Consider the following 13,822-nt stretch of genomic DNA (forward strand, 5'->3'; position numbering starts at 1 on the left):
CCCCCTTTTCAAACGTGCGACGCGCCGCTATGGTGCGCGCCATGCCGAACCAGACCGAAATTTCCACCGCCATGACCCCGGCCGAAGCCCCGGCTTCCGCGCCTGTTGCCGAGTCCGCCTCCGCGCCCTTCTCCGCATCCGGCCCCATCCACGCCGAGGCCCCCGGCACCTTCCGCATCCACGCCACAGACGGCGCGGCCCGCACCGGCGTGCTGCACACCGCGCACGGCCCGGTGCGCACGCCCATCTTCATGCCCGTGGGCACCGTGGGCAGCGTGAAGGCCGTGGCCCCCGACGATCTGGACGCCATCGGGGCCGAGATCATCCTCGGCAACACCTACCATCTGTACCTGCGCCCCGGCGACGAACTGGTGGCCCGGCGCGGCGGGCTGCACGGCTTCAATGCCTGGAAGAAGCCCATCCTGACCGACAGCGGCGGCTTTCAGGTGTTCAGCCTGTCGGCCCTGCGCAAGATCACCGAGCAGGGGGTGGAGTTCCGCTCGCACCTCGACGGCTCCAAGCACCTGTTCACGCCCGAGAAGGTGGTGTCCATCCAGCGCAACCTGAACTCGGACATCATGATGGTGCTGGACGAATGCGTGCCCTACGGCGCGGACAAGCCGTACACCGAAAAGTCGCTGGCCCTCACCACCCGTTGGGCGCAGCGCTGCCGCGACGCCTACCCCAGGGGCTCGGCGGGCAACCTGTTGTTCGGCATCACCCAGGGCGGGTTCTTCAAGGACCTGCGCGAACGCTCCATCGGCGAACTGACGCAGATCGATTTCGACGGCTTTGCGCTGGGCGGGCTTTCGGTGGGCGAATCCAAGCCGGAAATGATGGACATCCTGTACCACAGCGCGCCCCTGCTGCCCGTGGACAAGCCGCGCTACCTGATGGGCGTGGGCACCCCGCTGGACATCATCAACGGCATCGCCGCCGGGGTGGACATGTTCGACTGCGTGCTGCCCACCCGCAACGCACGCAACGGCACGCTGTACACCTCGCTGGGCAAGATCAACATCAAGCGCAAGGAATTCGCCGAGGACGACGGCCCGCTGGACCCGGCGTGCAACTGCTACGCCTGCCGCACCTTCTCGCGCGCCTACCTGCGCCACCTGTACGTGGCCAAGGAGTTGCTGGCCTTCCGCCTGAACTCCGTGCACAACCTGACCTACTTCCTGGACGTGGTGCGCGGCGCGCGTGCCGCCATCGCAGAAGGGCGCTTTGCCGCGTACAAGGCGGGGTTCGAGGCGATCTATCCCGAGGAAGTGGTGGCGTAGGCCCAGGCCGCGCAGCAACCACGAATCAGTCCGAAATGACACGGGGCCGTCACGACAACGTGGCGGCCCTTTTCGTTTCTGCATGCGACGGTTGGTGTTGCCCCGCCCGGTCCCGCCCGGTCCCGTCAGGTCTCGTCCCGTCTGTCATGCCAGGTCATGTCATGCCATGCCAGGTCAGGTCTGGTCAGGCCGCGTCCTGCCCGTTTCCGGCAGCGCCTTCCTTGCTCGTGCCGTCCGTAAAGGTGGGCGTGGCCCGCTGGGCGCATACCCGATTGCGGCCCCCTTCCTTGGCGCGCATCAGCATCTGGTCGGCACGGCGGATCAGGTCGTCCAGCGAATCGTTGGCCCCCCGGTATTCCGCGGCCCCCACGCTGACGGTGCAGCCCACCCACGCATCGCGCACGGCCACCGGGGCGTCCTCCACGGCGGCGCGGATGCGTTCCGCCGTGCGCAGCGCGCGTTCCAGCGCCGTTTCCGGCAGCAGCACGCCGAATTCCTCGCCCCCCAGGCGACCGATAAGGTCGTTTTCGCGCAGTGACAGCCCCATCACGTCGGTGATGTGGCGCAGCACCATGTCGCCCGCCTCGTGCCCCCAGGTATCGTTGACGGCCTTGAAGTGGTCGGCGTCCAGCAGCAGCACCGAAAGCGGGCGACCATAGCGCAGGGCGCGCGCCGCCTCGTCCTCCAGCCGGGCCATGAAGTGGCGGCGGTTGGCCACGCCGGTCAGTTCGTCCGTGGTGGCCAGTTGCTCCAGGCGCAGGGTGTCTTCCACCTGGTCGGTCACGTCCAGGAAGAAGCTTTCCACCTCCTGCGCCTCGGGCGTGCCGGTGCGCCGGGCATACAGCGATATCCAGATGGCCTCTCCGCCGCGTCGGTACCAGCGCAGCCGCTGGCCGGTCACCACCTCTCCGGCGGTCAGGTCGTCCAGCATGGCCAGGCGGTCCATGGGTTCGGCGTAGAGGGGAATGATGGAATCATCCAGCACGGCACGGGCGTGGGCCACGTCGCGAAAGCCCAGCAGGGCCGCACCGTGCTGGTTCAGAACGTTGATGGTGCCGTCCCGGGTGGTGCGAAAGATGCCGATGGGCGCGTTTTCCACCAGTTCGCGGTGCTGGCGTTCGGCGTCGCGCAGGGCGGCTTCCGCATCGCGGCGGGCCGTGACCAGTTCGTTCAGGTGGCGGTTCAGTGCGCCGAATTCGTCGCGGCCGGTAAACAGGTTGCGCACGGTAAAGTCGCCCCGCGCAACGCTGCGCATGTATTCGGCAAGCTGGCCCACCCGGCCGGATGCCCCCGCGGTTGCCACCGCAAACAGCACGGCGAACAGGATGAGCATGCCGCCGATGGCCAGGATGGTGCCGTAGCGGATGGGTGCCACGGCGCGCAGCAGTTCTTCCTGCGGCACCAGCAGCACCAGCCGCCAGCCGGGGCCGGGCACCGCGCGCACGGCGGCCAGCACCCGTTCGCCGTCCACGTCCAGATAGGTGGCGCCATTGCCCGCGTTGTCGTCAAGCGTGCCGCCGATGGTGCGGCCGCTTTGGGCGGGCGCGTGGGCGGTATAGGTGCCGCGCGCCAGGTTGCGCAGGGGCGTGGTGTCCACGCGGTCGGCCAGTGCGGCCCCAAGCCCCGTGGCGGTGACGGAGTGCCCGTCGGCGGTAAGCACCAGCAGTCCGCTGCCCGAGGGCAGGGCCACGCCGGAAAGAATGGTGCGCAGCCCGTCGGTGGTGATGTCCAGTCCGAGCACGCCCAGCGGCTTGCCGCCCGCCGGATCGTCCACGGTGGCCACGGTGCTGACCACGGTCTTGCCGGTGATGAATTCGGTATACGGATCGGACCAGCCCACCACGCCGGGGTGCTCCATGGCCCTGCGGAACCACGGACGCGTCCTGGCGTCGAAGTCGGGTGGCAGTTCGCGCAGGGGCTGGATGGCATGGACCCGCCCCGACATGTCCGCGAAATAGACGAAGTAGGCTTCGGAACGCAACCGCAGGAAGCTGGACCAACTGGCCATCAGCCCCTGGTGATCGTAGGGCCGCCCGGAAAGGCAGGCCACCACGCGCGGGTCCTGGCGCAGGCTGGCCACGGCGCGGGCGTATTCACCCGCGTACTGGCTGACGATGGCATTGGCCAGGGTGTCGGCCTGCAGTGCCATGGCCGACTCGGCCCCGCGCAGCATGGCGTCCCTGGCGCGTACGTAGGAGAACGTCCCGAGCGCGACCAACGCAAGGGACGAAAGGATGGCAAGAAGCAGCAACAGGCGTTGCCGTAGGGAAATGACCCGCATGTCGGTCCTCGCGCCGGGGGAAGGGGCGCACGGTCAGGAGGCATGGCCGGAAGGCATGGTTTGGGGCGCATGGCTGTGGGCATGGCCAAACGTTGCGGAAACCTACAGGATGCGGCGCCGTGTCGCAAGCATTCCTCAAGGGCGGGCGCCGGTTGGCGGGCAGGGCGCGCCCTGGCTCGGACACACGGCCCTTTTGCCCCGGGCCCGCATTTTCCGTGTCGTTTCGTCCGCCGTCGCACGATAGCCGCACTGCCGCCATGCCCGGCCTTGCCGTCCTGCCGCCCGGTCCTGCCGCCTGGCCCTGTCTGCCCAGTCCTGTCCGTCCAGCTCTGTCCGTCCGTTCGGCCTGGCCGTTCGGCCTGGCTGTTCGGCCCGGCTTCCTGTCGCTTCCTCTGCCCCTTTGCCCACTTGACGAGCCGTGGTGCGGGCCTTTTCTTTTTTTGCAGCCACGTTGCCCGCATGGCGCGAGTCTGATAGGGCATGCATAAGGTCGGGTACATCCATTCGCCTGCTGCCGCGAGCATGGACCCCCGGCCAGTGCGCGCCGTCGGGAGGGGAACGGGCGTCCGCGCGGCGGACGGCCCGGCACCGGGGCCGTGCACCGTCACGGCCGTTCAACGCCCGCGACACCACAGGGCAAAGGGGCAAGGGGGATATGCCATGTCCGACCTCTCCGGAAAGTCCACCACGCCGAACGGGATGCACGACGCCCCCGAAAAGGGGGACACCAGTCACGCTGCCGCCAGCCCGACCGTCACCATTCCGGCTGCCGCCATGCTGGCGCGCAATCGCCTGTCCACTTCCAAAAGCCCGTACCTGCTCCAGCACGCGGACAATCCCGTGCACTGGCACCCGTGGGGCGACGAGGCCCTGCAACGCGCCCGCGACGAGGACAGGCCGCTGTTCGTCAGCGTCGGGTATTCCACCTGCCACTGGTGCCACGTCATGGCCCACGAATCGTTCGAGGACGACGAGGTGGCCCGCCTGCTCAACGACGCCTTCGTGTGCGTCAAGGTGGACCGCGAGGAACGCCCGGACATCGACGCCGCCTACATGGCCGCCTGCCAGATGCTGACCGGCACCGGGGGCTGGCCGCTGACCATCATCGCCCTGCCCGACGGGCGCCCCTTTTTCGCCGCCACGTACCTGCCCAAGCATTCGCGGCCCGGCCGCATCGGGCTGATGGACCTGGTGCCGCGCGTGCTGGAGGTGTGGCGCCACAAGCGCGACGACGTGCTGGATTCCGCCGACAGCATAGTGGACCATGTGCGCCGCCATGCCGAGGCCATGCTGCGTCCGCCCGCCGATGGCCGCCTGCCCGGCGCGGGCACCCTGCACGCCGCCTGCGAGGCCATGGCCTCTGAATTCGACGAGGCCAACGGCGGTTTCGGCGCGGCCCCCAAGTTTCCCTCGCCGCACAATTTGCTGTTTTTGCTGCGCTGGGCGCGGCGCAACGGCCATGCCGCCGGGCAGCCGGGGCTGACGCAGGCAGGCTCCGTGCCGACGGGAGAAGAATCCGGCGGGGCAAAGGCCCTGCGCATGGCCGCGCAGACCCTGCGGGCCATCCGGCGCGGCGGCATCCACGACCACGTGGGCTACGGGTTTCATCGCTATTCCACCGATGCCCGCTGGCTGCTGCCCCATTTCGAGAAGATGCTCTACGACCAGGCCATGCTGATGCTGGCCTACGCCGAGGCGTGGCTGGCCACCGGCGACGGCGAGTTCCGCCGCACGGCGGAAGAGACCGCCGCCTATGTCCTGCGCGACCTGACATCGCCGGAAGGGGCCTTTTACAGCGCCGAGGACGCCGACAGCGAACTGGATGGCGCGCACGGCGAAGGGCTGTTCTACACCTTCACCCTGGCGGATATCGAGGAAGCCTGCGCCCCGCTGGATGCAAGACCGGACGAGGACATGGGCGGTGACATGGGAGGTGACATGGGCGGTGACGGGGACGGTGGCGCAGCCCGTGCCCCCGGCGCGGACCCGGCCTGCATTTCCGACGCGGACCTTACGGCCCGGGCCTTCGGCTGCACGGCCTACGGCAATTACGACGACGAGGCCACCCGCAGCCGCACGGGTCGCAACATCCTGCACCTGCCCCGCGCCCCGCAGGATCTGGCGCGCGATCTGGGCCTGTCCCCGCGCGAGGTGGAGGAACGGCTGGAAGCGGCCCGCGCCGCCCTGTTCGATCTGCGCGCCCGCCGTCCGCGCCCCCATCTGGACGACAAGGTGCTGGCCGACTGGAACGGCCTGGCCATTGCCGCCATGTCGCGCTGCGCCCAGGCCTTCGACGCGCCGCATCTGGCGGAGGCCGCGGCCGCGGCGGCGGACTTCGTGCTCACCCGCATGGCCACTCCGGAAGGGCGGCTGCTGCACCGCTGGCGCGACGGCGAGGCCGCCGTGCCCGGCCTGCTGGACGACTACGCCTTCATGATCTGGGGGCTCATCGAACTGTACGGCGCCACCGGCGAGGTGCGCTGGCTGCGGCGTGCCCTGCGCCTGCAAGAGGTGCAGGACACCTTCTTTCACGACGCCGAGGGGGGAGGCTACTGGATGACCCCGGCGGACGGCGATGCCCTGCTGGTGCGCCGCAAGGAAGGGCATGACGGCGCGCTGCCCTCGGGCAACGCCGCCGCGCTGTTCAACCTGCTGCGCCTGGCCCTGCTGCTGGGGCGGCCCGAATACGGCGAACGGGCGCGGGGGGTGCTGCGCGCCTTTGCCACGCAGGTGCGCCATCACCCCATCGGCTCCACCATGTTTTTGTGCGGGGTGGATTTTGCGCTCAGCGGCGGACGCTCGGTGATCGTGGCGGGCGAGCCGGACCAGCCGGATACCGAGGCCATGCTGGCCGCCGTGCGGGGCACCTATGCGCCCACCACGGTGCTGCACCTGCGCACGACGGACAACGCGCGCGACCTTGCGGCGCTGGTGCCGTTCACCGCGCACCTGGCCCCGCTGGAAGACCGGGCCACGGCCTGGCTGTGCGAAAACTACGCCTGCTCCCCGCCCATCACCGATCCGGCGGAACTGAAGGCCCGCCTGCTGGCCGTGCGCCCCCTGGCGCAAGGGTAGCAGGCGGAATTGCCCTGACGGCATCTGCCGCAGGGACAATGCGGTACGGGCGGGGCAGGTGGGCTTTGCTGGTTATGTGGCCGTGCGGAATGGGAGCGGACTGTTTGCGCGAACGGTGTATTTTTTATTTGATGTTAACGTGTTACGACACCGCTTGCGTTTCCTCCGGCAACCGGATACACCCCCAGTCACGCTTGGTTTCGGATGACGACAGCAGGAGAGACCCCAGCCGGCGGCAAACGGCATGGGGCGCCGACGAAGTGAATCTTTCAGGCGAAAGGACTGCTGCCCGACGAACCTCTGGAGAGCCTCCATCCGTGGAGCACCGAAGGAGCAAACCGCCCGTGTCCTCGCAGGGAACCGGGGCGGCGAAACTCTCAGGTAAAAGGACAGAGTGCCACGCGTGACTCCGGCAGGCATGCGCCCGCCGCGCCCCGTGCGCAGCGGCTCCCGCCCGCGACCCGGCTGACTGGCCGATCCCTTGCGATCGTGCCCGGCGCCGGGGTGCCGCCGGAACCCACCGTGCCCCAGGCAGTCCCGCCCCGTGCGGACTGCCGTCCTCCGCTTCCACACCGGCTTTCCCGGCAGGCGAATCCGCCATGCTTTCCGACACCCTGGTGCCCGTACACCCGTGCCGGAAACGTGCGCATTCGTTCCGCCGCATGGGGTCGTCACAAATGCGTGCCGGAACCTTGCGTGGCGGAACGTGCGCGCGGCGGCCCAATTGCCGCCGCGCGGCACGGCCGCAACGCGAAGTTGGCAACGCCCTGTCTCCTGGGCGAGTCATGTGGTCGCAGGCCGGAGGGGCGGTCCCTTCGGCCTGTCGCCGTTTTTGGGCCTGCACAGGCCCAGGGAGAGGGGAAGGGACGAAAGGCGCACCGCCGCCGGTGGGTCAGCGTGGTGCGGCAGGCAGGTGGTACAGCACGAAGTGGGGCAGGGGCGTCCACACTGGGGTGCGCGCCCCGGCTGCCGCCAGCGCGTCGGCTGCCCAGGTGTTGCAGGTGCGAAAGGGGCTGAAGCGCCCGGTGGCTTCAAAGAACAGGCTGCCGGGCCCGTAGCCCGTGCCGCCGTTTTCCGCAGAGGCCCCGTTTTCCTGCGCGGCATTGCTTTCCTGCGTAGTCCCGATGCGCACGGGGCGTCCCTCGGCGTCGCGGTGCAGGCTGCCCGCCACGAAGGCCACAAGGTTCCGGTAGCCCTGTCGCGGCAGGTGCAGGATGCGGGTATCCGCGTCGGGCAGCGGCGGGCCGGACATCACCTCCACGTGCAGGGCCGCAGGCGCCAGGGCCAGAGCCTTCAGGGCCGCGCCGGGGCGCATCCTGTCCCAGGTGGGCGTGGCCAGGTAGAATTCCCGCGCACCCCAGCCTATGGCCAGGTGGGCGTTGTCCGGCAAGGCTGCCCGATCAGCCTGGCCAGCCAGAGTCGGCGGGCTGTCCCTTCCGCCGTCCGGCGTCTTTTCCGGTCCGTCGCCCGCCCTGTGACCCAACCTTCGCACGTCCGTCAGCCCCAGCACGTCCGCAACCCCCGGTTCCCCCGCCACCCGCGCGGGCAGCACGATGTCCGCATGCACCCCGTTGCTGATCACATGGATGGTCACCGGCGGAGCGTTGCGCGTTGGGGCTTCCGCCAATCCCGTATTTTCGCCGCCCGGAGTGCCCGATGTGCCCGATGTGTCGATAACGCCCGGCAGAGCGGACACGGGCGCACCGTTCAGCTGTTCCGTGGCGTTGCGCGCCGCGCCCCCAGGCAGGCAGCAAGCGGGCGACAGCAGTCCGTCAGTCGGACGCGGCATGGCGCCCAGCACGGCCACGGTCAGCAGATACCCCAGCGGCAACAAGGCCAGGCCGCGCACTGCCCATGCCAGGGCACGGAACAGGGCACGGAACAGGGCGTGGCGCAGGGGGCGGTGCGGCGGTTTCGGCGGCTGGTCGGGATGTGGAGGGGGGGACGGCATGCGTTTTCCTGCGGCGGCACGGGGGAAGGGCAAGCAATGGCCATGGTATGCGTAACCCGGTGGATTGCCAAGGCATCGGGTTATGGTGCGTGATATCGATGATAATGCATGGGGGTTTTTCGGAAAATCATTTCACACAGACGTTCGTTTCAGTGTACGCTGGCGACAGGATTCTCTCCTCCCGTCCGAGCCCGGCATCCTGCCGGGGCGCGGCGGGCTTGCGGTCACCCCCCTTCACCCTCCAACCGCAGGAGTGGCACCATGCAGGAAGTCAGACTGCACCGTAACGGACGCGAAGACCTCGTTTTCAGCGGCGAACATCTGGCCACGGTGGATGACCGCGAATGGATGGGCATAGCCCCCAACTGGTGGGAACTGGCCCTGTACCGGTCCGAGGCGGGGGGCTTCGTGCTCTCCTCCGTGTTCTACCTGAATTTTCCCCGTCACCGCGTACTGCGCGGAGCCGTGGTGTTCCAGAGCATCGCCGACGTGCGCGACTACGTGGTCAACGCGTGCAACGGCCCCTCCATGATCGCCGACGGCCTGCTGGGCCGGGCGCGCAGGCGCATCCGCCAGTTGGACGATCCCATTCCGCCGTTGCCGCAGTTCGCGCCGGTATCCGACTACGAATCCTTCGGAGAACGCGAGATTCCCTATGCATGACGCAGGATGCACGATGAAAATCCCCCTGCCGTTCGTGGTGAGGGGATGCCATGAAACGGCGGCCAGGGCCGCCGTTTTTTGCAGGAGGAGGGCGGAAGTCGGTGCCTCCAGAAGGCCCGGTGCCTTACGCGGTGTGCCGGGGTACGTACGGATGGAACTTGAAGTCGTCCTTCAGCATGTGCCTCATGACCACTTCGCGCGTGACGATGCCGATCACATCGCCAAGGGGCGTCTGGGAGCGTTCGTACTGCGCCTTCAGGTCGTGGGCGGCGCCGAGGAGAGCGGCGTGTATCAGGGCGTGCTCGTCGGCTTCGGGGTAGCCGATCCTGCGCTGGAAAAGCTCTTCGTCCCGGAAGTGGATGGCCAGATCGTCGACCAGGTCGTGGAGCAAGGCCAGGCAGTCGGCGTGCGGGGTATCGTGCAGGAAGGCGGTCAGCAACTGGTTGCCAAGTTCGAGCAGATGGCGGTGCTGGCCGTCGATGTGCTGGTCGCCGCATTCGTAAAACGGGCTCCACACGAAGCGCACCAGTTCGCCCCGAGGCGGCAAGCTTTCGTGCGCGGCCAGTGGCGGCGCGGCGACTACCCTGTCCCGGCCCTCCGTCTTGGACTGGTACAGGGCGCGGTCGGCCATGTTGATGACCTGGCGCGGCGTTACGTCCATCCCCCCCCGCACGGTGGTCACGCCCACGCTGATGGTGAGGTGCCCCACAGGCGAGCCGGAATGGGCGGTGTTCAGGTCGGCCACGGCCCGGCGGATACTCTCGGCCACCTTGAATGCGCCCTGTTCCGGCGTGTTCGGCAACACGCAGGCGAATTCCTCGCCGCCGTAGCGGGCCACCATGTCCGGCGCGCGGTGCACTATGGCGCTCAGGGTACGGGCCACGACCTGCAGGCAGGAGTCGCCCGCGGGATGTCCATAGGTGTCGTTGTAGGCCTTGAAGTGATCCACGTCGATCATGAGCAGCGACAGCACGTCCTCGGTCCGCTGCATCCGGCGCAGTTCCATGTCCAGCACCGTATCGAAGCGGCTTCTGTTGAAGATGCCTGTCAGCGGGTCGCACATGGCCTTCTGCTGCCACATCAGGCTGCAACTGTCCGCGTTCAGCAACTGGCTGTTGTGCAGGCTCACCGCCAACGCCACCAGCGTGGTACTGCACAGGAACGTCGCGAGCATGAAGGTGGCTTCGCCCGTGGTGGGCATCTGGAATGGGCCGAATCCCCAGGTGGCCATGTAGGTCACCGCCATCATGCTGACCGTGAGCACCAGCGTCAATCCGTTCAGGCGCACATGGTAAGCCAGCAGCAGCAGCAGCGGCAGGATAAGATAGACGAGCCCGCCGAACCCGTTGAACGCCGGGAACAGGCACAGCAGGATGCCGCACAATCCCCCCGCGATCCAGCGGCATTCGGCACGGGTGGGGAGAGGGTACGTGGTCCAGTTCCGGTATAGGGGGTAGACCAGCAACGGGCCGAGGGAGAGTCCCATAACCAGGGTGGCGAACAGGTTCATGGCCTCGGGCCGGGAAATGCGCTCGCCAAGGAGTTGCTGCGACGTGATGATGCCGGCCCCCACGAGGGCGGCGGGCATGAAGACGTAGCCCATGACCCGGAACAGGTCGGGCACGCTGGTGGGCGGCTTGGTGAAGACACGCCGCATGAGCCACGCGGCTATGCCCCCGGCCATGGCTTCGGCCAGGGCTTCGGCCAGGGTGAAGTCGAAGGGCTGGGCCGAGTTTGTCAGCAGCGATACGGCCAGCGACAGCAGCATGACGAGGGGAACACCCAGCCAGCCGACACGCAGGCAGATCACCATGGCGACACCTGAGCCCAGGCTTAGCGGGGTCTGCCTGCTGAGCGGGAAGGGAAAGGCGACAATGTCCACCCACACGGCACAGCAATAGATGCTGAGCGCCTTGAAAAGCCATGCTTTGCCTGGCAGGCCGGGAAGCGGGAAGGCTTCATTGGATGCATCGTCGTTCATACTATATGGCTATACGCGATTCCCGACCGTGGGCAAGGTGGTGGAATGCCCACCCCAGCGCGGCCCGGGTAGGCCCATGTCGGCCCGGAACGGTCGGAAGCGCCTCGGATGCTGTGCTGCGGGGGCGGGTGCGCGCTGTGTTTCGTGGAAGTAGCAGTGCCGGATGTGCAGATTGAACAGCCAGCCCGAAAAATGGACTGCAATGGAGGCCGGTTGGGCGTGCATGCAGGGATATGGGGGAAAGCCCCCATGCGAGGTGTCGTTGCCCCCGTGCAGGGTTAGGGGACGCCCGATTCGCCAAGGTACACCGACGACACGTCGGGGATGGTCCGTACCATTTGCACCAGGGCGTGCCAGTCCAGGTCCTCGTCGGTGGCGATACGCACCACCAGTCGGCAGCGGTCCGTGGCGGCGTCGCATTCGTAGACCGAAATCTGCACGTCTTCACACCCGAAGCCGTGCAAGGCGGCCACCACCGCGTCGAAGGGGGCGGACCCACCCGGAGAGGACACGGTGAGCGTGTAGTAGCGTTGCGCATGGGCCGACACGCGGTGCATCTGCGGTGACAGGTAGACGATGGCCGTCACCACCAGCGCCGTGCACAGGGCGGGCACGTACATGCCGACGCCAACGGAAAGCCCCACCCCGGTCACCACCCACAGCATGGTGGCCGTGGTCAGGCCGCGTACCCGGCTCTTGCCTTTGAGGATGGCCCCGCCGCCGATGAACCCGATGCCCGACACGGCGTACGAGGCCACGCGGGCGGCATCGGCATGGGCGATGGCGGAGATGTACAGCGAAAGCTGGCCCAGCAGACAGGCGGCCACGGCCACCAGCATGTTGGTGCGGAAACCGGCGGCCTGTCCCTTGCGTTCCCGCTCGTAGCCCACCAGCGCGCCAAAGACGGCGGAGGCGGCAAGGCGGGCGATGTCGGGCAGCAGGTCGTGGAGTTGGGTGACGAATTCGTTCATGGCGTGTGGCCCTGTGGCACGCGCCCTCGTGACCGGGCATGCGGAGAGGAGGTGCGGATGCCGGGAACGGCTGCGGGTGGCGGGGACGATGGGGAAGTCCGCCCATGCAGCCTACGCCCGGCTGGGGACGCTGTCCATCCGGTATCGGCCGGTATCGGAGGGATGACCGGGCGTGGCGGAAGGCGGCACGCCGCGCCGCCGCCACGCCATCCTGCCGCGCTACCCGTGCAGTTGCAAAAACACCAGCCGGTCCAGCACGTCCAGCAGTTCCGCGTACAGGCCGCCGCTGGCCATGGGCGGGCCGAACAGGGCGGCGCGCTGTTCCTTCAGGCTCTGGCGCGAGACTGTTTCCGGAAAGGTCTTGGACAGGGTCATGGCCAGCCGTTCGGCCAGCAGGTAGCCGGTGACGCCCTTGTGGAACAGGGCCAGCCGGTTCAGGAAGTCCGCCTTGCGCTCGTGCCAGTAGTCTTCGGCGGCGGGGGTGGGCGGGGTGGATACGGCGGTGCACACCGCCGCGTGCAGGTTGTTCAGGTTGGCGCCGGGAATGCCCGCGCGCCAGCCGATGAGCCATGAATTGCGGCGAAAGAACAGGCAGTGGTTGATGCCGATGGTCACGATGTCGTCGAACAGCGCGCGGGCGCGCAGCAGGCCGTCGTCGTGCCAGCGGGCGGGCAGGGCGTCCAGTTCCCATGCGGGCACCAGCGGGTTTGCGGCGCGCAGACCGCCGGAGGGGGGGGCGGTGTTACCGGGGGGAGCCGGGCAGCCGGAAGCAGATGGGCTTTCGGTCAGGCGTTCCACCAGATGCGCCAGCCACAGGTTGGCCTGGGGCGATTCCGGCGTTTCGAGGTGGGTGTAGCTGAGGGTGTAGCTGCCCGCGCCGTACCTGCCGTGCAGGATGCACGGCTGCCCGGCCAGAAAGGTGGGCCGCAGGCGGATGCCGTACAGGTCCTCCCATTCCGTGAAGGTGCCGGGGGGCAGGGTGTCCAGCGGCAGGTCCGCCACCCAGAAGTCGCTGCCCGGTTCGGTGTAGCGGGCCAGGATTTCCACGTCGTGGCCGTCTTCCGGGGCAAAGCGGCCCGGCCACCACACCGGCAGGGCCGGTTCCGGCGGCAGGGCGTGGGGGACAAGAGGGTGCCCCGCGCTGACCGTGGCATGTATGTGGCCGGACACGAAATGCTGCATGCGGTCGGTGAACGACGCGCGCGACCACGGGCACAGCCCAAGGCCGTGTTCTCCGGTAAGGCCAAGGCCCGCGCCGCCGCAGAAGCCAAGGTAGCGGCCGCCACCGGCCACGTAGTCGCGCACGGCCCGCATGCCCGTGTCGCCCAGTGCGTCGGCCTTGAGGCGGGCGGTGCCGCCGGGCACCAGCAGCAGGGCGGGGGGATTGCGGGAAAGCAGGCCGTCGGCTATCTCTTGCGCCCGCACCAGCCGGTACGGCAGGCCCATGCTTTCCACCGCACGCCAGGCCAGCAGCCCCCAGACGTGGGATTCGTCCCAAAGTATGTGAAGGGTTGACATCTCTCTGCCGCTCATTAGGGTGGGGAAGCCGTTTTACCGGGGCATCGCCGGGCCTTGCCGTCATGACGAAACGTCCGCGCGGCATGCCCGGCGCGGCGTTTC

Annotated in this window: 8 protein-coding genes and 2 riboswitches; of the genes, 3 read left to right on the top strand and 5 right to left on the bottom strand. The window is 68.3% G+C overall.

Annotated elements, in window-relative coordinates:
* Positions 1-41: 41 nt before the first annotated feature.
* Complete coding sequence (gene tgt / locus DESTE_RS14765) at positions 42-1,280, top strand: tRNA guanosine(34) transglycosylase Tgt (RefSeq protein ID WP_245590866.1); 1,239 nt, start codon at positions 42-44, stop codon at positions 1,278-1,280.
* A gap of 184 nt (positions 1,281-1,464) precedes the next feature.
* Here tgt and DESTE_RS14770 read toward each other — a convergent pair whose 3' ends face one another.
* Positions 1,465-3,561, bottom strand: coding sequence for a sensor domain-containing diguanylate cyclase (locus DESTE_RS14770; RefSeq protein WP_035068346.1), 2,097 nt, complete (start codon positions 3,559-3,561; stop codon positions 1,465-1,467).
* Positions 3,562-4,335: 774 nt separating this feature from the next.
* Here DESTE_RS14770 and DESTE_RS14775 point away from each other — a divergent pair.
* The gene (locus DESTE_RS14775; protein WP_035070579.1) at positions 4,336-6,636 is read left to right on the top strand and encodes a thioredoxin domain-containing protein; all 2,301 of its coding nucleotides are present in this window, start codon (positions 4,336-4,338) and stop codon (positions 6,634-6,636) included.
* A 204-nt stretch (positions 6,637-6,840) separates the two neighbouring features.
* Positions 6,841-6,931, top strand: a riboswitch (glycine riboswitch).
* Between the two features lie 3 nt (positions 6,932-6,934).
* A riboswitch (glycine riboswitch) is annotated at positions 6,935-7,031 on the top strand.
* Positions 7,032-7,528: 497 nt separating this feature from the next.
* Here the strand turns inward: DESTE_RS14775 and DESTE_RS14780 are convergent.
* The gene (locus tag DESTE_RS14780; RefSeq protein ID WP_035068347.1) at positions 7,529-8,587 is read right to left on the bottom strand and encodes a DUF2459 domain-containing protein; all 1,059 of its coding nucleotides are present in this window, start codon (positions 8,585-8,587) and stop codon (positions 7,529-7,531) included.
* Between the two features lie 261 nt (positions 8,588-8,848).
* Here DESTE_RS14780 and DESTE_RS14785 point away from each other — a divergent pair, with 261 nt between their 5' ends.
* Positions 8,849-9,250, top strand: coding sequence for a hypothetical protein (locus tag DESTE_RS14785; protein ID WP_035068348.1), 402 nt, complete (start codon positions 8,849-8,851; stop codon positions 9,248-9,250).
* A 124-nt stretch (positions 9,251-9,374) separates the two neighbouring features.
* Here DESTE_RS14785 and DESTE_RS14790 read toward each other — a convergent pair whose 3' ends face one another.
* The 3 genes from DESTE_RS14790 to DESTE_RS14800 all read right to left on the bottom strand — a co-directional run bounded on the left by DESTE_RS14790 (position 9,375) and on the right by DESTE_RS14800 (position 13,720).
* On the bottom strand, positions 9,375-11,231 hold the full coding sequence (locus DESTE_RS14790) for a diguanylate cyclase (RefSeq protein ID WP_035068349.1): 1,857 nt from the start codon (positions 11,229-11,231) through the stop codon (positions 9,375-9,377).
* Positions 11,232-11,509: 278 nt separating this feature from the next.
* On the bottom strand, positions 11,510-12,202 hold the full coding sequence (locus DESTE_RS17325) for an MgtC/SapB family protein (RefSeq protein ID WP_051384493.1): 693 nt from the start codon (positions 12,200-12,202) through the stop codon (positions 11,510-11,512).
* A gap of 219 nt (positions 12,203-12,421) precedes the next feature.
* Entirely contained in the window at positions 12,422-13,720 is a 1,299-nt protein-coding gene (locus tag DESTE_RS14800; RefSeq protein WP_051384494.1) for a BPL-N domain-containing protein, read from the bottom strand.
* Positions 13,721-13,822 lie beyond the last annotated feature (102 nt).

Origin of the sequence: Nitratidesulfovibrio termitidis HI1, assembly GCF_000504305.1 — a bacterium.
In the GTDB taxonomy this organism is placed as follows: Bacteria; Desulfobacterota; Desulfovibrionia; order Desulfovibrionales; family Desulfovibrionaceae; genus Cupidesulfovibrio; species Cupidesulfovibrio termitidis.

Excerpts from the sequence above, each read along its gene's own strand:
- DESTE_RS14800 (WP_051384494.1), bottom strand. The coding sequence starts at position 13,720 with ATGTCAACCCTTCACATACTTTGGGACGAATCCCACGTCTGGGGGCTG.
- DESTE_RS14790 (WP_035068349.1), bottom strand. The coding sequence starts at position 11,231 with ATGAACGACGATGCATCCAATGAAGCCTTCCCGCTTCCCGGCCTGCCA.
- DESTE_RS17325 (WP_051384493.1), bottom strand. The coding sequence starts at position 12,202 with ATGAACGAATTCGTCACCCAACTCCACGACCTGCTGCCCGACATCGCC.
- DESTE_RS14785 (WP_035068348.1), top strand. The coding sequence starts at position 8,849 with ATGCAGGAAGTCAGACTGCACCGTAACGGACGCGAAGACCTCGTTTTC.
- tgt (WP_245590866.1), top strand. The coding sequence starts at position 42 with ATGCCGAACCAGACCGAAATTTCCACCGCCATGACCCCGGCCGAAGCC.
- DESTE_RS14780 (WP_035068347.1), bottom strand. The coding sequence starts at position 8,587 with ATGCCGTCCCCCCCTCCACATCCCGACCAGCCGCCGAAACCGCCGCAC.
- DESTE_RS14770 (WP_035068346.1), bottom strand. The coding sequence starts at position 3,561 with ATGCGGGTCATTTCCCTACGGCAACGCCTGTTGCTGCTTCTTGCCATC.
- DESTE_RS14775 (WP_035070579.1), top strand. The coding sequence starts at position 4,336 with ATGCTGGCGCGCAATCGCCTGTCCACTTCCAAAAGCCCGTACCTGCTC.